Source organism: Nocardia sp. Tas62D01 (assembly GCF_055232035.1).
Map to the genome: position 1 here is coordinate 7934959 of NZ_JBUYUZ010000001.1, position 19883 is coordinate 7954841.

General features: G+C 65.8%; 19 protein-coding genes and 2 pseudogenes. 19 read left to right on the forward strand and 2 right to left on the reverse strand.

The window, feature by feature from the left end:
* The first annotated feature begins 114 nt into the window (after positions 1 to 114).
* From ACV7NQ_RS38120 to ACV7NQ_RS38190, 15 genes are all read left to right on the forward strand, one after another.
* Positions 115 to 2022 (forward strand): flavin-containing monooxygenase, encoded by a 1908-nt coding sequence (locus ACV7NQ_RS38120; RefSeq protein WP_463363977.1) that lies wholly within the window; start codon positions 115 to 117, stop codon positions 2020 to 2022.
* 41 nt (positions 2023 to 2063) lie between these two features.
* Positions 2064 to 2843 carry an enoyl-CoA hydratase-related protein gene (locus ACV7NQ_RS38125; RefSeq protein WP_463363978.1) on the forward strand — a complete coding sequence of 260 codons (780 nt, stop codon included), beginning with the start codon at positions 2064 to 2066 and terminating at the stop codon, positions 2841 to 2843.
* Entirely contained in the window at positions 2843 to 3595 is a 753-nt protein-coding gene (locus ACV7NQ_RS38130; RefSeq protein WP_463365981.1) for an SDR family NAD(P)-dependent oxidoreductase, read from the forward strand. Before ACV7NQ_RS38125 ends, ACV7NQ_RS38130 begins: the two co-directional genes overlap by 1 nt.
* Before the next feature lie 29 nt (positions 3596 to 3624).
* Positions 3625 to 4422 carry an SDR family NAD(P)-dependent oxidoreductase gene (locus ACV7NQ_RS38135; protein WP_463363979.1) on the forward strand — a complete coding sequence of 266 codons (798 nt, stop codon included), beginning with the start codon at positions 3625 to 3627 and terminating at the stop codon, positions 4420 to 4422.
* A gap of 141 nt (positions 4423 to 4563) precedes the next feature.
* Positions 4564 to 5232, forward strand: a complete 669-nt coding sequence (locus ACV7NQ_RS38140) for a FadR/GntR family transcriptional regulator (RefSeq protein ID WP_463365982.1) — start codon at positions 4564 to 4566, stop codon at positions 5230 to 5232.
* Between the two features lie 262 nt (positions 5233 to 5494).
* Positions 5495 to 5668 carry a hypothetical protein gene (locus ACV7NQ_RS38145; RefSeq protein WP_463363980.1) on the forward strand — a complete coding sequence of 58 codons (174 nt, stop codon included), beginning with the start codon at positions 5495 to 5497 and terminating at the stop codon, positions 5666 to 5668.
* 189 nt (positions 5669 to 5857) lie between these two features.
* On the forward strand, positions 5858 to 6736 hold the full coding sequence (locus ACV7NQ_RS38150; protein ID WP_463363981.1) for an ABC transporter substrate-binding protein: 879 nt from the start codon (positions 5858 to 5860) through the stop codon (positions 6734 to 6736).
* Between the two features lie 47 nt (positions 6737 to 6783).
* Positions 6784 to 7935 (forward strand): acyl-CoA dehydrogenase family protein, encoded by a 1152-nt coding sequence (locus ACV7NQ_RS38155; RefSeq protein WP_463363982.1) that lies wholly within the window; start codon positions 6784 to 6786, stop codon positions 7933 to 7935.
* A gap of 5 nt (positions 7936 to 7940) precedes the next feature.
* Positions 7941 to 8957 carry an acyl-CoA dehydrogenase family protein gene (locus tag ACV7NQ_RS38160; RefSeq protein ID WP_463363983.1) on the forward strand — a complete coding sequence of 339 codons (1017 nt, stop codon included), beginning with the start codon at positions 7941 to 7943 and terminating at the stop codon, positions 8955 to 8957.
* A complete protein-coding gene (locus tag ACV7NQ_RS38165) occupies positions 8954 to 11107 on the forward strand; it encodes an acetate--CoA ligase family protein (RefSeq protein WP_463363984.1) in 2154 nt (717 codons plus the stop codon). Before ACV7NQ_RS38160 ends, ACV7NQ_RS38165 begins: the two co-directional genes overlap by 4 nt.
* The gene (locus ACV7NQ_RS38170; RefSeq protein ID WP_463363985.1) at positions 11100 to 11867 is read left to right on the forward strand and encodes an SDR family NAD(P)-dependent oxidoreductase; all 768 of its coding nucleotides are present in this window, start codon (positions 11100 to 11102) and stop codon (positions 11865 to 11867) included. The genes ACV7NQ_RS38165 and ACV7NQ_RS38170 overlap by 8 nt, the downstream gene beginning before the upstream one ends.
* An 81-nt stretch (positions 11868 to 11948) precedes the next feature.
* Positions 11949 to 12833 carry a cyclase family protein gene (locus ACV7NQ_RS38175; protein WP_463363986.1) on the forward strand — a complete coding sequence of 295 codons (885 nt, stop codon included), beginning with the start codon at positions 11949 to 11951 and terminating at the stop codon, positions 12831 to 12833.
* Positions 12834 to 13069: 236 nt separating this feature from the next.
* On the forward strand, positions 13070 to 14050 hold the full coding sequence (locus ACV7NQ_RS38180; RefSeq protein ID WP_463363987.1) for an NAD(P)H-quinone oxidoreductase: 981 nt from the start codon (positions 13070 to 13072) through the stop codon (positions 14048 to 14050).
* Between the two features lie 90 nt (positions 14051 to 14140).
* A complete protein-coding gene (locus tag ACV7NQ_RS38185; RefSeq protein ID WP_463363988.1) occupies positions 14141 to 15046 on the forward strand; it encodes an SDR family NAD(P)-dependent oxidoreductase in 906 nt (301 codons plus the stop codon).
* 358 nt (positions 15047 to 15404) lie between these two features.
* Positions 15405 to 15590 carry a tautomerase family protein gene (locus tag ACV7NQ_RS38190; RefSeq protein WP_463363989.1) on the forward strand — a complete coding sequence of 62 codons (186 nt, stop codon included), beginning with the start codon at positions 15405 to 15407 and terminating at the stop codon, positions 15588 to 15590.
* 304 nt (positions 15591 to 15894) lie between these two features.
* Here the strand turns inward: ACV7NQ_RS38190 and ACV7NQ_RS38195 are convergent, their stop codons facing one another.
* Entirely contained in the window at positions 15895 to 16452 is a 558-nt protein-coding gene (locus ACV7NQ_RS38195) for a hypothetical protein (RefSeq protein ID WP_463362787.1), read from the reverse strand.
* Positions 16412 to 16867, reverse strand: coding sequence for a transposase (locus ACV7NQ_RS38200; RefSeq protein ID WP_463362786.1), 456 nt, complete (start codon positions 16865 to 16867; stop codon positions 16412 to 16414). The genes ACV7NQ_RS38195 and ACV7NQ_RS38200 overlap by 41 nt, the downstream gene beginning before the upstream one ends.
* A gap of 96 nt (positions 16868 to 16963) precedes the next feature.
* Between ACV7NQ_RS38200 and ACV7NQ_RS38205 the strand changes: the two genes are divergently transcribed.
* From ACV7NQ_RS38205 to ACV7NQ_RS38220, 4 genes and pseudogenes are all read left to right on the forward strand, one after another.
* Positions 16964 to 17248 (forward strand): hypothetical protein, encoded by a 285-nt coding sequence (locus tag ACV7NQ_RS38205; protein ID WP_463362785.1) that lies wholly within the window; start codon positions 16964 to 16966, stop codon positions 17246 to 17248.
* A gap of 158 nt (positions 17249 to 17406) precedes the next feature.
* Positions 17407 to 17976: pseudogene (locus ACV7NQ_RS38210) on the forward strand (hypothetical protein); the annotation flags it as partial.
* 609 nt (positions 17977 to 18585) lie between these two features.
* Positions 18586 to 18753: a hypothetical protein gene (locus ACV7NQ_RS38215; RefSeq protein ID WP_463363990.1), complete on the forward strand. Its 168-nt coding sequence runs from the start codon at positions 18586 to 18588 to the stop codon at positions 18751 to 18753.
* 853 nt (positions 18754 to 19606) lie between these two features.
* Positions 19607 to 19786, forward strand: a pseudogene (locus ACV7NQ_RS38220) (AMP-binding protein); the annotation flags it as partial.
* Positions 19787 to 19883: the final 97 nt, after the last annotated feature.

Here is a 19883-nt window from a genome sequence, read left to right on the forward strand (position 1 = left end):
CCCGAACGTCGAAGTCGTGCGACGGGCGGGAGATTGATCCGATTCGATCTCCTTGACGGTGACACTGCTCATGGTAATAATAACTAAGAATGCTATCTATTGAGGGAGAGCTTGTTGCTGGAAAACACTCGTCGCGATCGTGTCACCGTCGAGGGGGCCTTGGCGCAGGCAAATCTCAGTGTCCTTCGGATGGCGCTGTACCAGGTCACCCGCGATCCCGAGCTCGCAAACATGGACGTGAACAAAGTGCCGATGCGCGGCGGCGCGTTCTACGGCTACATCGTCGACGACCGGCACGCTGACACCATCCGTCGCAAGGCGGCCGACTTTCTGCTCTCGGGTGCCCCTGCGCCTGCGCCGGGCTCGCCCAGCGACGAGGATCTGAGGCACTTGATGTCGCTGATGACCGGCGAGCCGCTCAGCGACCGCGATTTCCGGTTCGGTCGCGAAGAGCTCGCCTTCGATGAGTTCCCGCGTGAGGCCAACTGGACGGTCGCCGACCCGTCGGTCCCCGATGGGTTCCGCGTCGCGATCATCGGCGCCGGCGCCAGCGGCATCGCGGCGGCGATCCAGTTCGAGCGCCTCGGCATTCCCTACATCATCTACGAGCGCCAGTCCGGAATTGGCGGCACGTGGCACCTGAACCACTACCCCGACGCGCGCGTCGACACCAGCAGCTTCCTGTACCAGTTCAAGTTCGTGAAGAACTACCCATGGCCCGAGTACTTCGCCTCGCAGAAAGAGGTCCAGAAGTACCTCGAGCACGTGGCAAAAACTTTCGGCATCTACGAGCACATCGTGTTCGACATTGAGCTCGAGAGCGCTCGGTTCTGTGACGTCGACCAGAGCTGGGAGCTCGAGCTCCAGGACCAAGCCGGCCGCCGCGAGGCGGTGTCCGCCAACGTGGTGATCAGCGCTGCCGGACAGTTCAGCACCCCGCGCCGCCCGAACATCCCTCGCATCGACGACTACGAGGGCGCCTTCTTCCATACAACGGCGTGGGACGATGACTACGACTTTGCCGGCAAACGCATCGCCGTGATCGGCAACGGCTCGACCGGTGTGCAGCTGATGCCGAAGCTCGCGCAGTCCGCGTCCCACGTCTATGCGTTCCAGCGGACGCCGCAGTGGATCTCGCCCATGGAGCGCTACCGTGAGTTGATCAGCCCCGAGATCCGGTGGTTGTTCGACAACATGCCCCACTACTGGAACTGGTACTGCTACCACACCCAGGTCGCGACGTCGGGCATGCAGCTCGCGCAGGAGTACGACCCCGCGTGGCAGGAGGCCGGTGGCCAGATCAGCGAGCGCAACGACGGCCTGCGCGAGAACCTCACCGACTACATCGAAAGCAAGGTCGGCCATCGTCCGGACCTGCTGTCGAAGCTGGTGCCGGACTATGCCCCGCTGGCGCGACGCCTCGTCGTGGACAACGGCTGGTACGACGCTCTCCTGCGTGACAACGTCGAGCTCGTCACCACGGGCATCGAGCGGTTCACCACCTCGGGTATCCGCACCGGCGACGACCGCGAGATCGAACTCGACGCCGTCGCGTTCGCGGGCGGATTCGACGTCAGCAAGTACCTGTTCCCCGCCAAGTACACAGGCCGGGACGGCGTGACGATGGACTCCGCGTGGTCCAAGGACGGGCCGCGAGCCTACTTGGGCATGACAGTCCCGCATTTCCCGAACCTGTTTATCTTCTACGGGCCCAACGCGCAGGCACGGTCCGGTGCTTTCCTCTCGTGGATCGAGATCTGGTCGCGGTACGCCGCGCAGGGCATCGTGTACCTCCTCGAGCACGGCTACCGATCCATGGCTGTGCGCGAGGGAGTCTTCGCCGACTACAACGAGCGGCTCGACGATGCGACCAAGGGCCTGATCTGGGAGCGCGAGGCCCCCGCCAACCGCAACTACTACATCAACGAACACGGCCGCCAGAACGTCAACTGGCCCTGGCGCAACGAGCACTACTTCGAGCTCGTACAGCAGCTGAACCCCGACGACTACGAGTTTCAGTGACCAGCCGCCGCACGGATATCCCGAAAGGAGCCCGAGCAAGCATGAACACTTTGAGCGTTGTGCGTGAGGACGGCATCGCCGTCGTCACGCTCGACCGTCCGCCGGTCAACGCGGTGAACCTGGAGATGCAGCGTGAGCTGCGGACCACCTTCGAGAGCTTCGCCGAGGACCGCACCGTCGGTGCCGTCGTCCTCGCGGGCGCTGGCGATCGAGCGTTCTGCGGCGGCATCGACCTGAAGGAGGTCGCCGACGACAAGGAGGCGGCCACCTCGATCCGGACGCTGACCAACCCCGGCTGGGAGTGGCGCCTGACCCAGCACGTCATCCGCCACTGCGCAGTCCCGGTGATCGCCGCGGTCGAGCGCCCCGCGATCGGCGCGGGATTCGGCCTGATTGGCGTGTGCGACCTCGTCATCGCCTCGCAGACGGCCACGTTCGCACTGACCGAGATCAACGTGGGACTGCTGGGTGGCGCGAGCAAGGCGCTGCGGCTGCTCGGCCCGCAGAAGGCCCGCATGATGATGTACACGGGCAGTTCACAGAGCGCCGAGGAAATGTACCGGCTGGGTGCTGTCGAGCGGGTGGTAGAGCCTGGACAGGCCGTGTCGGCCGCCCAGGACATCGCCCGCGACATCGCCACCAAGAGCCCGCTGGCCATCCGCCTCGCCAAGGAGTCCATCGTCCGTATCGAGGGCGACGAAATGGAGCAGCAGTACCGCACCGAGTGGGACTACACGAACAGGCTTCGCGGGCTCAACGACTCGCGCGAGGCGATGAGAGCGTTCATCGAGAAGCGCCGGCCCGAGTGGTCGTGGTCGTGATGGCCCCGGAGCTGGACGGCCAGGTAGCGGTCGTCACGGGAGGCGCCAGCGGCATCGGGCTTACTACGGTCGAGCTGCTCGCGAGCTCCGGCGCGCACGTCGTCGTCGTCGACCGGGACCGTGACGCTGCCGACCTCACCGTGGCCGATATGGAGGCCGAGGGCCTCTCGGTCTCCGCGAGCGTCGGCGACGTGACCTCCGCGCAGGACGTCGCCGACACCGTGCGGTCGACCATCGACGTGCACGGCAAGATCGATATCCTGGTCAACAACGCGGGGACGACCGTCCCGTCGACGACGCTCTGGGAGACGCCCCCGGAGGTCTTCGAGCAGATGTGGCGCGTCCACCTGTTCGCCACCTACCTGTACTGCCGCGAAGTCGTCCCCCACATGATCGACGCCGGCTACGGCCGCATCGTCAACGTGGCGAGCGTCGCGGGCAAGGAGGGCAACGCAGGCAGCAGCGCCTACTCCTCGGCCAAGGCCGCGGCGATTGGGCTGACCAAGTCCCTTGGCAAGGAGTTGGCGACCTCCGGCGTGCTCGTCAACGCCGTGACGCCCGGCGTGATCCGGACCCCGCTCCTCGGGGCCGCCACGCCTGAGCACATCCAACGCCTCACCGCCAAGATCCCCATGGGTCGTCCCGGGGAGCCGCGCGAGGTCGCCGAGCTCATCTACTGGCTGGCGTGCCCGCGGTGCGGATTCTCGACGGGTGCCGTCTTCGACGCCAGCGGCGGCCGGACCACCTACTGATCATCTACTTCTTGCAAGAAGGGAAAAATATGACCATCGACACGAGTCCGATCGCTGATTTCCGCTCCCTCGCCTCGCTGGACGGCCGCGCCGCCATCGTGGTCGGGGCAGGCAACGGGATCGGTCGCCAGAGTGCTCACGCCCTGCGCGCGGCTGGGGCGCGCGTCCTGTGCGTCGACTCCGACCAGCAGCGAGCCGAGGCGGTCGCGGCGGAGCTCGACGGGATCGCCCTCGTCGCCGACGCGTGCGAGCGCGAGGGCGTCCAGCAGATCCTGGATGCCGTCGACGCGTGGGACGAGCCCCTCGCGGTGATCGTCGACATCATCGGTGCGTCGACGTTCGCCTCGCTGGCGGAGCACGACGACGACCTGTGGGCTCGAAGCGAGCGGATCAACGTCCGCCACGCCGTTCTCCTCGCCGAGATGGGGGGACCGGCGCTCGCGAGCGCCGGTGGGGGGTCCCTGGTCTACATCGCCTCGGTCAGCGGCATGTTCGCCGCGCAGCGGCACGCCGCGTACGGCGCCCACAAGGCGGCGCTTATCTCACTGGTCAAGACCTCTGCGGTGGAGCTCGGTCCGCGTGGCGTGCGCGTCAACGCCGTGGCCCCGGGCGTCATCTGGACCGAACGCATCGGTGGCGCCATCGGTGAGAAGCGCCGCGACGAGTTCGTCGGCGGCACGCCTCTGGGTCGGCTAGGGGAGCCGAGCGACGTCGCCTCCGTCGTCTCGTTCCTGAGCACGGACATGGCTCGGCACGTCACAGGGCAGACAATAGTTATCGACGGAGGCCTCGGGATCCGATTCCCGTACCCCGTCGAGCTGCTGTAACGCCCGTCCTCGGCCACAGATGAATTAGCCGGTCCCGATCCGTTCCGGTACCGTAGACCACTATCCTGACAATGATAGTACTAATCGATGCGGAGAGTGATGGGCGCGGCCGGTTCGAGAATCCCCAAAGCATCTGACTTGGTGGTCAGTTCGATCCGTAACAAGATCCTCTTCGAACGGTTGCCGGTCGGGACGCGTCTGCCGTCCGAGGTCGAACTCATGGAGGAGAACGGCCTCGGACGGGTCACCGTCCGCGAGGCGTTGCGAATCCTGGAGCGGCAGGGGCTAGTCGAGGTTCGCCGCGGGCCGAGCGGAGGCATCTTCGTGCGGCACGCCGATATCCGCCAGGTGAGCGAGGCGTTGGCGCTATTGTTCAGCCTCCGCGACACCACGCTGGGCGAGTTCGCCGACTTCCGCCAGCTCGTCGAGCCGCGGGTGGCCTACCTGGCCGCGGTGAACGCGTCCGACGAGCAGCGTGCGGCGTTGGTGCGTGCGGCGGAGTCCGAGCAGGATACAGCTCGGACGGCCGACATGCACAGCCTCATCGCAGACGCCTGCGGCAACGACGTCTTCGAGTTCGTTGTGAAGTCAATGCACAGCTCGCTGGCCGGACACTTCCGCTACGACCTCATCACGCCGGAGAACCAGGCGGAGACCGCCCTCGCTCACCTCAAGATTGCGGCGGCGATCGCGGCGGGCGACGCCCGAGGTGCCGAGAAGGCCATGCACCGACACATCGAGACGTATGGCTTCTACCTGCGCGAGCACGGGCTCGACACGGAGCCGATCGTCCCGCGGGATCGTGGTTGACCTTTCGTCATTCATTTCTATCTTTGCCTCAATTCGGAGCAGAGGCAAGGATCGTGATGCAGGTGCCGTCGAACTGGCCGGACCCGCCGCTGTTCGACCGCGAGCCGTACGAGCACCACATCACCAGAAGGCCCTCGGCAACCGGGACGACTACGTCGACCGGCTCTTCCCCCGGAACTCATCCCAGTGGGATGGGTTCCTGCACATCGGCGATCCCGAGATCGGCTCGTACAACCACCTGGAGTCGCAACAGGTTGGGATCGTGTCATGGGCGCAGCGCGGGATCGCCGGCCGCGGCGTCCTGATCGACGTCGAGCGGTGGCTGTCGACGCAGGGCGAGGACCTGCACTGGCGTCGACGCCGTCCCGTCTCCGTCGAGGAGCTCGGGTCGACGGCGATCCTGGGCCAGGGTCGAGCGCGCCGAGATCGGCGTTGAGGCGCCCTGGAACCTTCATGGCGTCGGCTCGCCGGCTAACGCGCTCGCACTGAAGTAGCCCGCGGCGGCGCACGTGTCGCCCGCCACAGAAGGCCCGTACAAGTGCTTGACGTCACTCACATTATCTGTAGCATTCATAGCTAACATTGCCTTCATGGCTAGTTATTTGCCTGACGAGGGAGTGAGAACGTGGGGACGAATCGTCGACTCCGCCAAGCGGCGGTCGCAGTGGGCCTTGCCAGTGTGCTGGCGCTGACTGCGGCCTGTGGATCCTCGAGTGTCAAGGGCGAAGGTCCCATCAAGCTGGGTGTACCGCTGGCGCTGACGGGCCCAGCTGCGGCCACCGCTGACTGGGCGCGTATGGGCGTCGAGCTCTCGGTCAAGCAGATCAACGAGGCCGGTGGCATCGGCGGACGCCAGGTCCAGGCGATCTACACTGACACCGAGCTCAACCCGACGAAGGCTGTCACCGTGGTGAACCGGCTCGTCAACCAGGACAAGGTCGACCTCATCATCGGCCCGATGACCAGCGACGAGACGTTGGCTACGCTGCCCATGACGACGAAGGCCAAGATCGCCTCCATCAACGGCTCGGGCAGCGAGATCACGCCGGAGGTGGCGCCGTATTCCTTCGCGATGCTGATGAACGCCAAGGACCAGGCCAAGAAGATGGTCGAGTACGCGTACGGTACCTACCACGCCTCGTCAGTCGCCACGCTCAACTACTCCTCCACGCAGGGCAAGGCGGCGGCGAGTTCCTTCCAGCAGGCGCTCAAAGATCGCGGAGCGTCCGCTGCTGCGTCGCAGCAGTTCGACGTGCCTGTCACCGATCTGACGCCGCAGTTGCTCAGTCTGAAGAAGTCCAACCCCAGCGCCCTGCTGGCCTTCACCCAGACGGGCGCGGACACGGGCCGTCTCGTCCTCGGCCTACGTGACCTCAACTGGGATATCCCGGTTATCGGTGGTTACGGCTCCAGCGTCTCGCGGGTCCGGTCGCGGAGATCGGTGACGCTCAGGCTCTGGTGCAGCACATGCTCGGCGACGTCACCGCCGCAACGGAATAAATAGATTGCTATGATAGCTATTAATAGCGATCGAAAGAGGAGGGGTGTCCCGTGGACCTCGCGCTGAACAGCATTCAGCAAGCGTTTCAAAAGGAAATCCGCACGTGGCTGGCGGAGAACGTGCCGACGGAGAGCTTCGCATCCCCGGCCACTCCAGAGGGTCTGGCGCAGCACCGAGCCTGGGAGCGCCAACTGTTCGAGGCGGGATTCGCGGCCATCCACTGGCCGACGGCCTTCGGCGGTCGAAGCATGGGCCCCCTCGAGACGTCGATCTTCTACGACGAGTACCTCGCCGCTGGGGCGCCCAACCGTCTCAACCGCCTCGCGCTGGGGCTCGCCGGACCGACCCTGATCGAGTGCGGGACGCCGGATCAGCAGGAGCGCTGGCTCGAGAACATGCTGTCGTGCGATGAGATCTGGTGCCAGGGCTTCAGCGAGCCGGACGCGGGCAGTGACCTGGCGTCGCTGCGGACGAGAGGCGTCATCGATGGTGACGTCATGCGCATCACCGGTCAGAAGATCTGGACCTCGCACTCGCGCTTCGCCGACTGGATCTTCGCTCTGGTGCGGACGGACCCCAAAGCGCCCAAGCACAAGGGGATCACGTTCGTCATGATTGATCGGCACAGTCCCGGGGTCGAGGTCAAGCCGATTCAGCAGATGAACTACCAGGCGGACTTCGCCGAAGTGTTCTTCACCGACGTGGAGGTGCCGCTGTCCAACGTCATCGGCGACGTCAACGACGGCTGGCGCATCGCCATGGTGACGCTCTCCCATGAGCGTGGCAGCAACCTCAACACGGCCGCGCACTTTCATGCGCTACTGAACGAGGTCGTGGCGATGGTGCCCGACTCCTTGCGGCGCGACCCGCGCGTGCAGGCCGAAGTCGGCCGCTTTTACGAGGAAATAGAGGCCTACCGCTACATGACGTTACGGACCCTCACCGAGCTGTCCAAAGGGCGCCGCCCCGGCCCGCAGTCGGGCATGGGCAAGCTGTGGTGGACGGAGATGCAGACACGCATCCACGAGTTCGGGCTCTCGCTGCTGGGCAACCGCGCTGAGGTTCTCGCCGAGGGAGAAACCATTTCCCCCCTGATCCAGCGGTACTGGCTGGGTCGAGCGGCACATATCTACGCGGGATCGAACGAGATCCAGCGCAACATCATCGCCGAGCGGGCGCTCGGACTACCGAAGGGCAGCTGAAGTCCATGAACTTCGACTTCACCGACACGCAACGCAACTTCTGTGACGCGGTGCGGAGCTACCTCCGCGCGAACTTCCCCGACACCGCGCTCCGAGAGGTGTGGGACGAGGGGCACTCCTACGACCACCGTCTCTGGAGGGGCCTCGCGAACCTCGGCGTGGCCGGCCTCCTCATCGACGAGGACTTCGGCGGCTCCGGCGGCGACGTCGTCGACCTGGCCCTGGTGCTCGAGGAGGCCGGCGCCTTCGCGGTGCCCGAGCCCGTCGCCGAGACGGCTCTCATCGCGCCGCTCGTGATCGGCGCCTTTGGCGAGGACAAAGTGAAGGAGCGCTGGCTCCCCGGCATCGCGGCCGGAGAGGTGGTGGTCGCGGTGGCCGACGGCGCGACCGCTGCGATCGTCCCGGACGGCCTGACTGCCGACCTCCTCCTCGTGCGGGCCGGGGGGAGCGTGCACGTGGTCGAGCGGTCGCGGGTCACTGGCCGCCCCCTGCGGGGCGCCGATCCTTCCCGGCGCCTGTCCGAGTGTGACGTCGAGCTCAGCGACGCGACCCTCCTCACCGACGATCCCGCCGGAGCGGCCCTGGTGGACCGTGTGGGCGCGGCGGCCACGTCGTGTCTCCTCGTCGGCCTGTCGCAGCGCCTGCTCGACACCACCCGCGATTACGTTCTGTCCCGGCGCCAGTTCGGTCGGCCGATCGCAGAGTTCCAGGCGGTTAAGCACCGCCTGGCGGACGTGGCGATGCACACGGAGGCCGCTCGTTCGCTGGCCTGGCACGCTGCTTACCGTCTGCAGACACACCTGGACGTCGTGCCGTCGGCCTCGGCGCTCGCCAAGGCCGCGGCCAGCCGAGCCGCCTATCTCGCAGGCTCGGCCGCGCTCCAGCTGCACGGTGGGATCGGTTTCACCTGGGAACACGATCTACACCTGCGACTGCAACGCGGCAAGGCCTGGGAGATCGCCTTCGGCAGCACCGACCAGCACCGCGCCAAGGCCGGCGCGGCAATCCTGGGGGTGGCATGAGCACCACGTCGCGCCTCTCGGCCGCCGAGACCGTTTCGAGGCTCCTGAAGGCGTCCAGCGTCGCCATCATCGGTGCGTCGAACGATGGAACCAAGGCGTCGGGGCGCACCCTGCGGTATTTGCGCAAGTACGGGTTCGCCGGTCGCATCTACCCGGTCAACCCGCGCCGTGATGTCGTCCAAGGCGAGCCGACCTACGCGAGCGTGGCGGACTTGCCCGTCGCACCTGACCTCGCCGTGATCGTGCTGCCCCAGCCGGCGGTAGCCGCTGCGATCGAGCAGTGCGGCGAGCGTGGCATCCGCTTCGCGGTGGTGTTCGCCTCGGGCTACGCCGAGACGGGCGAGGCGGGCGCCGCGCTTCAGGACTCGCTGTCCGAGGTGGCCGCGCGTGCCGGCGTCCGGATCCTCGGTCCTAACAGCGTCGGGGCGGTCAGCGTCTCCAATGCGATGACGGCCGCGTTCATGACCGGCCTGGACCAGGAACGCTTCGAGCTGCGAGACGACGGCGTCGCCTTCGTCTCGCAGAGCGGGGCCATGGGTGGCTTCATCCTCAACATGGCACAAAGTGACGGGCTCGGCATCGGTCGCTTCTTCAGCACCGGCAACGAGGCCGACCTCGATCTCGGGGAGCTCATTCAGGGGCTCGTCGAGGAGGGTTCGACCCGCGCCGTGCTGGCGTACGTGGAAGGCACCAGGGACGGCGCCCGGTTCGAGCAGGCGCTCGCGGCGGCACAGGCCCACCGGGTGCCGGTATGTGTGATGAAAGTGGGTCGTTCCCAGCGTGGCGCGGCTGCCGCGGCCTCCCACACGGGCGCGCTCGCGGGCTCGGACGCCGTGTTCGACGGCGTGCTCCGACGCTACGGAATGCCGAGGGCCGTCGACGTCGAGCAGCTGCTCGACCTCGGGCGCCTCTTCATCACCGACAAGGTGGCCGAGGGGCGCAAGGTCAGCATCGTGACGCTCTCCGGCGGGGCAGGCGTTCTCATGACGGACTACGCCGAGGACCTGGGGCTCGACGTCTTCGAGTGGACCGAGGACCAGCAGGCGAAGATGGCAGCGATCCTCCCGCCGTTCGCGTCGGTCACCAACCCCATCGACACGACCGGCGCCATCGCGTCGGACCAGACGATGTTGACCGACGCGCTGCGGGTTTGCGTCGACAACCCGCAGACGGACATCGCCGTGATCCTCCTTGGCAACCTGGAGATGGAGGAGGCGGCGATCTGCGAGCGGATCATCGAGGTGGCCGCGTCCACGCCGAAGCCAGTCCTCGTGGCGTGGGTCGGCGGGTCGGGCAACCCGCGTCGCATCCTTACCGGTGCCGGCGTGCCGACGTTCGATGAGCCGGTCCGCGCGATGCGCGCCGCCGCCGCGCTCGCGTCGTGGTCCGCCGCGCTCGAGCAGCCAGGTCGGCCGCAGTCGCCAGGGGAACCCGATGGCGAGCAGCGTGCGTTCCTCTACGGCGCCGCCGCGGAGGGTCGCCTGATGCTCGACGAGGTCGAGAGCAAGCGTGTCCTGGCGGCGGCCGGCGTCCCAGTGACGCGGGAGTTGGAGGTGGGTTCGGCCGAGGATGCCGTGACCGCGGCGCAGTCGCTCGGGTACCCCGTTGTGGTCAAGCTGCTGTCCGACGAGGTGGAACACAAGTCGGATGTCGGCGGGGTGAAGCTCGGCCTGACGTCGGATGAGGACGTGCGCACCGCTGCCGAGGAGGTCCTCGCGGTCGCGAGCCGACTCGGCCTGCGCGAGTGCCGCGCCGTCGTCCAAGAGTCTGTCCGCGGTGGCGCGGAGTTGATCATGGGCGCGAGCATCGATCCCGCGTTCGGCCCGATAGTCCTGGTCGGCGCGGGCGGCATCTTCGCCGAGATCCTGAGTGACGTCCAGATTCGTCCCGCGCCGCTGACCGTTGACGAGGCCGCCGACATGATCGGTTCACTCGCCGCGGTCGAACTGCTGCGCGGTGCACGGGGCCTTCCGGTGGCCGACGAGCGGGCACTGGCCCGCGTCGTCTCCGACTTCTCGGTCATGGTCGCGGCGACGGCCGACGTCCTGGAGTCCATTGACGTGAACCCGTTGGTGGTGCGTCCGTCAGGCGACGTGGTGGCACTCGACGGTGTCGTGCGGCTTCGGCGTACGGAGGCCGACCGTGGGTGAGGTGTCTCGGCGGCGAGCCGCCGTGGTGACAGGCGGTGCCAGGGGCATTGGCGCCGGCATCGCCGTGTCCTTGCTCGACGCCGGCTGGTCCGTGGTCGTCACCGACATTTCCGGCCCAGACCTCGAGGCCTTCGGTGCCGAGCACGCATCCGTGGCCAACCGCCTGGAGCTCGTACATGCCGACGTGTCGTCCCAGGACAACTGGGACGACGTCGTGCTGGCGGCATCGCGTCGCTTCGACGGGATCGACGTTCTCGTCAACAACGCGGCGATCTCACCCAAGCACGACGGTGCGAAGCTGCGCACCGCCGATGTCCCGGTGGCCGAGTGGCAGCAGGTGCTCGACGTGAACATGACGGGTGCGTTCCTGGGGATTCGAGTGGTGCTCGGGCCGATGGTCGAGCGAGGCTGGGGACGGATCGTCAATATCTCCTCACAGGCCGCTCACACCGGTGCGCGGGTCGCCGGCGTGCACTACGGCGCCACCAAGGCGGCCATGCTCGGACTGACCCGCACGGTGGCGCATGAGTACGGCCCGCATGGCGTGACGGTCAACGCGATCACGCCGGGCCGGATCGAGACACCCATGGCGGCGGGCGTGGCCGACGAGGTCAACCAGGCCATGCTGGCGACCATCCCGGTCGGGCGCCTGGGACAGCCCGACGACGTGGGGGCAGTCGTGGCCTTCCTCGCGTCCGACGCCGCGGGATTCATCACCGGCGCGACCATCGACGTCAATGGTGGAAGCAGGATGGGGTGATGCGCAGGACGAACTGCGTACTGGTCCGGCGCAACGCCGTGCCGCTGGACGACCTCAGTACTTCCAGGAAAGAGATGGCTCATGCGCTATGCAGATCTTCCGTCGGGTGATGCCCGCGGCTTCTTCGGGGCTGAAGACGCGAACGGCTCACTGAACAGGCAGACCCCCGAGCAAGTGCGTCATGCTGCGAGCCTGATCCAGACGGGCGACGTCTTCAGCCTCAATGCCCCGCTGAACTGGCCGGATCCACCCCTGTACAGCAGACAGGAGGTACGCCACACGGTCTTTCAGACGCCACTGGGAAATCTCGACGACTACCTGGACGGGTTCTACCCACAGTCGTCCTCCCAGTGGGACGGCTTTCTGCATATACGAGATCCCGAGATCGGCTTCTATAACCACCTGTCCCGTGACCAGCTCGGGGTTCACACCTGGGCGGAGCGTGGTATCGCCGGCCGGGGCATTCTGTTCGACATGTCACGCTGGCGTGCACGCCAAGGACGCGACCTGGTATGGAACAAGCACGACCGGATCGAGATCTCGGAGCTTGAAGCGTTCCGAAACGAATCTGGGATTGAACCTCGTGAGGGTGACGTGCTCTTGTTCCGCACGGGCTGGACTACCGGCTACAAGTCCGCCTCGAGGGAGGAGAAGGCCGCAGCGCGAGTTGACGCGACGTCGCCGGGACTGGCCGATGGGGAGGACATGCTGGCGTACCTGTGGGACTGGGGCGTCAGTGCGGTAGCGAGCGATAATCCGTCCCTCGAGGCATGGCCACTCGGGGAAAACTTCCTGCACCCGAAGCTGCTCGGGCGGCTCGGAATTCCTATCGGAGAACTCTGGTGGCTCGACGAGCTCGCCGAGCAGTGCGACGCAATTGGACGCCACGAGTTCTTCGTGACATCAGCCCCGATAAACCTGCGCGGTGGAGTGGGTTCGCCGGCGAACGCACTCGCGATTACCTGAAGGAATAGGGATTGTCTGTTGACAGGACTATTCAAACGACGCCCGTGATCATAATAATGAATATCAAGAAGAACTAGACGTCAGTGCGACGCATAAAACCGGGGAGAGCAACTGTGGCGTCTCCCAGGATGGAAACACGCGATGATTATGAGTATCACAGCTGTCGCAACGCTTCGGTCGACCGCGGTCTGCCGTGACGGGGTGCCGGCCGACGCAGCAACTGCCACCGTGCGGTCATGAGAGCGGTCGCTATCGATCCCGCACCCGAGGGGGGCGAGTTGCGCATGATCGAGACACCCGATCCCGTGCCGGCCGAGGGTGAGCTCGTCATCGACGTTGTGGCTGCGGGGGTCAACCGAGCGGATACAAGCCAGCGCAAAGGACGCTATGACCCGCCACCCGGATCTTCGCCATTCCCGGGGCTCGAATGCGCTGGCGTGGTGGCGGAAGTCGGCGCACGTGTCGAGGGCTGGCATGTGGGTGACCAGGTTTGCGCACTGTTGGCTGGTGGTGGATATGCCGAGAAGGTGGCCGTCCCGGCCGGACAGGTGATGCGTGTGCCGGTCGGCATCGATCTGGTGGCGGCCGGGGCGTTGCCCGAGGCGGCGGCCACAGTGTGGTCCAACCTGTTCACTTTGGGCCGGCTGTCCGCAGGCGAGACTGTACTCGTTCACGGAGGCAGCAGCGGTATCGGCACGATGGCCATCCAGCTGGCATCGGCGCTCGGCGCCAAGGTCGCCGTGACAGCCGGCAGCAAGGCCAAGCTCGACGCCTGCAAATCGCTCGGCGCCGACATCCTGATCGATTACCGCTCCGAGGAATTCGTCGAGCGTGTGCATCAGGAGACCGATGGGCGAGGAGTCGACGTAGTCCTCGACATTGTGGGCGGGCCCTACGTACAGCGCAACATCGACGCTCTCGCGATGGACGGACGCCTGGTGATTATTGGGATCCAGAACGGATACCAGGCCGACTTCGACCTCAGATCCTTGCTGCGGAAGCGTGTGCGACTCATGGGCTCGATGCTGCGATCACGCCCCGTGGAGGAAAAGGAGGCGATTATCGCCGACGTCGTTCGCAGCGTTGTACCGCTGATTGAGGACGGATCGGTACGGCCCGTCGTCGAGGCGACTTTTCCATTGTCCGAGGCAGCCCTTGCCCACGAAATTATCGAGTCCTCGCAACACATAGGGAAGATCGTCCTCACGACGCGCTGAGGCTCCACCCGCACGGGTGGACCGCAACCAGAGAATTCCAGAGAATGCCGTCCACGCGCATCGTGATTCGGCGAGAAGAAGGAGATGTTCTTGTCGAATCTACGGGGTAAGTCGATTGTCGTCACCGGCAGTGGCGGAGGAATCGGCGCGGCCTGCGCGCTGCTCGCGGCTCGCGAAGGGGCCGCGGTCGTCGTGAATGACCTGAGTCAGGCGTCCGTGGACAGGACAGTCGAGTCCATCACTGATCTGGGCGGGACGGCCGTGGGACTGGTCGCAAGCGTCTCCGAGGCCGACGAGGCGGAGTCGCTCATCGATACATGTATCCGCGAGTTCGGCTCGATTGATGGGCTGGTGAACAACGCCGGCATCATGTTCGTGGGGCCCTCGACGGACCTGGATCCCGAACGTGTGCGCGCCCTGTTCGAGGTTAACGTCATGGGCTCGATCTTTTGCGGCGTACATGCCATGCGACGGATGCTCGAGCAGGGCTCGGGCGCGATCGTCAACGTGACCTCAGGGGCGCACATGGGCCTGGGTAACACGGCCATCTACGGCGCGAGCAAGGGTGCGATCGCTTCCCTCACCTATGACTGGGGGACCGACTTGGCCGGGACCGGTGTGCGAGTCAATGCAGTCTCACCCATAGCAGGCACACAGATGGCGGCGGATATCTTGAGGCGCAACGGAGCCTCCGGAGCCGAATTGGACGCCCGCCTGGGAGCCTTTCCCACTGCTGCCGACAACGCGCCGGTCGTCGCCTACCTGCTGTCCGACCTCTCCGCCGGGCTCAATGGGCAAGTCATCAGGATCGACGGCGGCGAGTTGTCGGTTGTGGGCCGCCCCGCGATCCTGCGCCCGTCTGTGTTTGCTGCTTCTTGGGATGTCGACGCCGTGTCTGCCGCAGTCGAGGACTCGCTGGCCGCTCTGGCGAATCCGACTGGGCTGCTGCAGGTAACCGGAGACTTCGTCTACAGCACCGTACGTAACGAGACCTGACTCCGGCTTTCCAGTGCCCTCGAGGTCATGCGAGCGATCGCTGAATGATCCACATATGGCCACCGTTTGGCCGCGATCCTAGCCGCGCTATTCATCAGGGCTGATTGATGCCGAGCGCCTAGCAAGACTGTGGCCTGCGGTCGTCATGGTTTTGGAAGGTGGGGACTCTGCAATGGCGGATGCTGGCAGGCGGCGCATTTCGGCAAAGGTCAGCCAATCGATGCAATTCACTGTCGTATTCTTCGCTGTGGCCCGCACCTGAGTGGTGACGGGCAGGGACTCAAGTATTGATTGTTAAGAGTGTAATTAACGTCGCCGCGCGATCTCGTGGTCGCCGGATAGGGAAGGGATCAAGGCCATGCCGATCATCAAGGTTGAAATACTCTCTGGACGCACTGTGGAGGAAAAGCGCGCCCTCGCGGCAAAGCTTACAGAGGTGATGGTTGCGACACTCGGCGTCGCGACGGCGAGTGTCCAGGTGCATCTCATTGAGATGGCACCGGGTAATGTGGCAATCGGTGGGCAACTTTGCAGCGAGCGTTAGGCCTTCAATAGAGGCCCTCCCGACCCGCCTGTATCCGCACCTCCAGAACCTCCGGAAGGTCCTGTAGGCCCCGCACGATCGAGGTCATCAAGCGCTGGTCGATCTCGAGGCTGACGAGGGCCTGCACGGGCAGGCCGACCACTGACTGACAAGTTGATGATGGGCTGGAACCCAATGAGGATTCCTTGTTCTACCTCGTCATCGACAGCACACGCGGAATGGATTCCGTATTTGCCATGGAAACATCGATTTTTCGGTGTGTGGCTCGAATCTTCCCGGCCGGATTGTGCCTTGACTTTCGCAGTTATGCGGCCGCTTCAAGCCAGGCTGCCTGGACTTCCATGATTTCCTGGGTTGTCGCTGGTCGGGGTGATCCCGGGTTAAATCGAGTGGCGATGATCTGGCGTCGGAGCTTGGTGAGCTTGTCCAGGGTCGAGGGTTCGGTTTTGGTCCGGTACCAGGGTGCGGCATCGCGTCGTTGGGCGGCGTCGTCCTGGTGGTGGCCGGCCACGGCGTACCAGAGGATGAGGATGCTGTGGCATAGCAGCCCGAAGGGAACGGTCCGGGTGACCGCGGCCTGGACACGGTTGCTTGCTTGTCCGACACCGAGGATGTTTTTGACGTCGAAGAACGTGACCTCGATGGCCCAGCGGGCCGCGTAGCGGGCGATGATCTCCTCCGCGGTGGAGGTGAGGTCGGTGGTGATCAGCGCGATATCATACCCATGGGCGGCAATGGTTTTCGTGGTGCGTCCGGTGTTGCCTACAAGGATGACCCGGACCGGATCGGTGCGCCATGTCCCGAACCACAGACACACCAGTTCAGCGACTTTCACGGTGCTGGTGGTGCCGTAACGCGACACCGGTCACCGACTTCCAGATCACGGTCTTCGCGATGTCTGCCGGTGTGCCGATCCTGTTGCCTTTCAACGCCGGTCGGCCCCGCCTCCCCGTCCGGGGTGGGGCAGGCTGATAGAACACGGCGTTGACCTTGGCTCGGGTGGTGATCGTCATACCGTCACCGAGACCGGCGAACGCGCAGCACCCGTAGGCGGAATCGCCCACGAGGTGAACCGTGCGATCAGCGAACCGTTCAGCCAACAACTCGAGCATGTCGCGGGCCAGATCCGGTTTCGCTGGGCCGCCTTTGACCGCCAACGCGGCCAGGACCGGCAGCGCGACCGGCCGCGAACGCAACGGCAGCGTGACCACGATGGCCAGGACCACCCAGTTGTTGGGCGAACCCCAGCTTGACCTGCCCCGCCGCGGAGCCGTCATGGAACCAGCCCACCGCGTGCACGCGCTTGCCGCGACGTCGGAACACCGGTGTCATCGACGGCGACCGTGATCGCCGCGCCAGGCGAAAGTAGCTGGTTGACAATCAGTTCCGCCAGAATCAAGCCGACCTGCCGGGGTTCCATCGCGCCGTGGAGAAGAATCGGTGAGCCCGGCTGTGGTGGGCAGATCCGGGCCAACCCCGCACCGGTGAGCATCCCGCACACCGTCCGCGCCGCCGGTTGTGCGAACAAACCCGCCACCATCATCGTGAACGTCTCGAACGTCGGCGCGGTGAAACACGGCCGCAAGGAGGCCAGGACACGCGTGAGCGAGCCCGGTAAGGTTGGCACCTGGAGCATCGGCGGAACACTCTTCGTTTAGCGACGGGGGTTGTTACAAGCACCGCCGATGCTCCACCATCAAGCCCAAACCGCTTGCGCGACACGCCGTTACGTCAGGACGTCCTCACGCGGGCACCGCCGAGGCCCCGAGCCGGACTCCCTCGAAAGTGCGAAAGTCGAGCAACTGAGAGGGCCACGATCATTTCCACCGACGTTGGCTCGATGGCTGCCGAGGATGGGGTGTTCAAGATCAAGGCGGCCAACGGGAGCGTGCTCGCCGGGGCGGAGTTGTCGTTTCGGGTGGACGATTATGTGTTTCCGATCGCGGCGGAGATCAGGGATCGTACGGCGACCCTCACTCCTCAGTTGGATCTTGCGCATGCCGTCTACAAGCCGACGGCACTGCCTTATGAGGATACCGCTCCGTGGAAGACTCCATACGACCGTGAACAAGCGGCATGGAATCGCCTGATCACCACAATCAGCACAGGTGCGACTGTCGGCACCCTGGTCGGCGGTCTCACCGGGGGCGCAGTCGGCTGCCTGTTGGGCGGTATCGCTGGCGCCACGGTTGCTGCCGCGTCGATCGTTGGTCTGTTCGGCCCCTTCGTGCCCGCAGCGGTGATCGGCTGCTTCGGCGGCATCATTGCTGTTGGCGCTCTCGGTACTCTCGCTGGTCAGTTGCTGGTGACGGCTCCGGTGGCGATCATGGCCGCGGCGCAGTACTTCACGACGATCAACCAGCCGATGCCCGCTCCGGCGAAGTAAGTGGCGCCTCGGGTCGCCCTCAAGCGCATGGGTGTGATGCCCTGACCTGCTTCTGCTAGGTCAGGGCATCACACCCATCGCTCAGTCGGATGCCGCGTGCTATGTGAGCGGGAGGGCTATTGGTCTGGCATGAGAATCCGTGCGGGCAGAGTTGAATCCGACCGAGCCGGCTGCCGGCCCGGTCCGCGTGACTGTGATCGGGGAGAAGTTCGGCTGCGGAGTGTCACGCGCCGTTCAGGTAGGCCAGCACGGCCAGGACCCCGCGGTGTTCGCTGTCGCTGGGGGCAGGTCGAGCTTCAGGAAGATGTTGCCGATGTGTTTGCTGACGGCTCGTCCGGTGACGATCAGGGTCTTGGCGATGGTGGTGTTGTCGTGTCCCGCGCGGCCATCAGCCCGAGGACTTCGCGCTCCCGTGGGGTCAGCGTATTCAGTGGTGAGATGTGGCTGTCGTCGGCGTACCGCGACCATCGCCGATGACGAGCGCGGCCTGGCGTGGCGGCGGCGTGGATTGTGTTGGCGCGCAGCGGCAATCGGCGCGCTCGACGAGTCCGGGCGGTTGCGGCAGAGGCCCGCCGGCCGTTCCTGCCGGACGAACCTCTGCATCGGATCGTGTACTGGGATGCAGGTCTGGCCGGCGGGCTGCTTCAGCTGACAGTCCACCACGTCGCCTGTGACGGATTGAGGCTGCATCTGCTGGTCGGGCAGATCGTCGCCGTGTATCGGCGACTCGTCGACGGTGCAGAGGAGCCCGTGGGGTCACCCGCGCTGCCCTATTAGCCGCTGGTCACCGCGAGCGAGGCCGACAGGTTCTGGCGCCTCGCCGGGCTTTGGCGGACCAGACGTTCGCGCTCGCGCCGGTGCGGGTGCCGACGTGTGCGCCCGAGGTGGGTGAACGACTGGTCCGTGTCACCGAGACGTCGGTCGCCGACTGCGCGTCGCGTGCGGCAGAAGTTCACGCAGCGGGTGTCAGCCCGTTCGCGGTGGTCGCCGCCGGTGTGGCGGCCGCTCTGGCTCAGTGGAGCGCAGAGCGGACTTTCGCCGTGCGAATTCCCTTCAGTCATCGACGCCCCGAGGAGGATCGGGACGTCAGCTATCGCGTGCGATTGCTGCCTGTGCTCGCGGCGGTGGCGCCGGCCGCCACGGCGGGTGACTTGATCGGCGCGGTGGGCGAGGAGTTGTCGCAGGCGGCACTGCGTTCGACTGGAGCGAGGACTCCATCGCGGGTGAGGTCGGATCGACGGCCGCCGCGAGGTCGGTCGTCGTGGTGAACCAGTTGCAGCCGAGCGGGGCTGCTGACCTACCACCGGCCTCGCCGCGGGGGCCGCGAGGCGTGCGTTGGCGGCCGTATCTGGTGTGCAACGGTACCGCGAAGTTCGTTTTGAGTGTCCATGTCGCCGAGCACGAGGGTCGTGTGGCGTTGGCCCTAGAATACCGCCACACGGTCGATGCCGTCGAGCTGGGGTGGTTGGCGGAGTTGATGGCGGCGTGTGTCGCGGATGTCGCGACCGGCGCGACGACGGCCGCGGCGTGGCGGCTGGGCCGGGTCGCGAACGGGCAACTTGCCGTCGCGGCGGCGCGGGGGAAGTCGACTGTTCCGCAGCATCGCCGCGTCGAGGAGGCGTTCTTCGCGATGGCGGCAACGCATCCCGATCGCCCGGCTGTTATCGAGGACACCGGCAGCGGCGTGCGTGCGTTCACCTACGGTGAGGTCGCAGCCGCCGCCGGGTCGCTGGCCGAAGTGTTGAAGACGGCAGGAGCGGGATCGGGACGAGCGGTGGGGGTGTGCCTGCCACCCGGCTCGCACGCCGCTCACGCAGTCCTGCGGGCGGTGGCGTTCTGCTGCTGGTCGATCCGGATCTGCCGCCCGCACGTAGGGAGTTCATGCTCGCCGACAGCCGTGCAGTCGT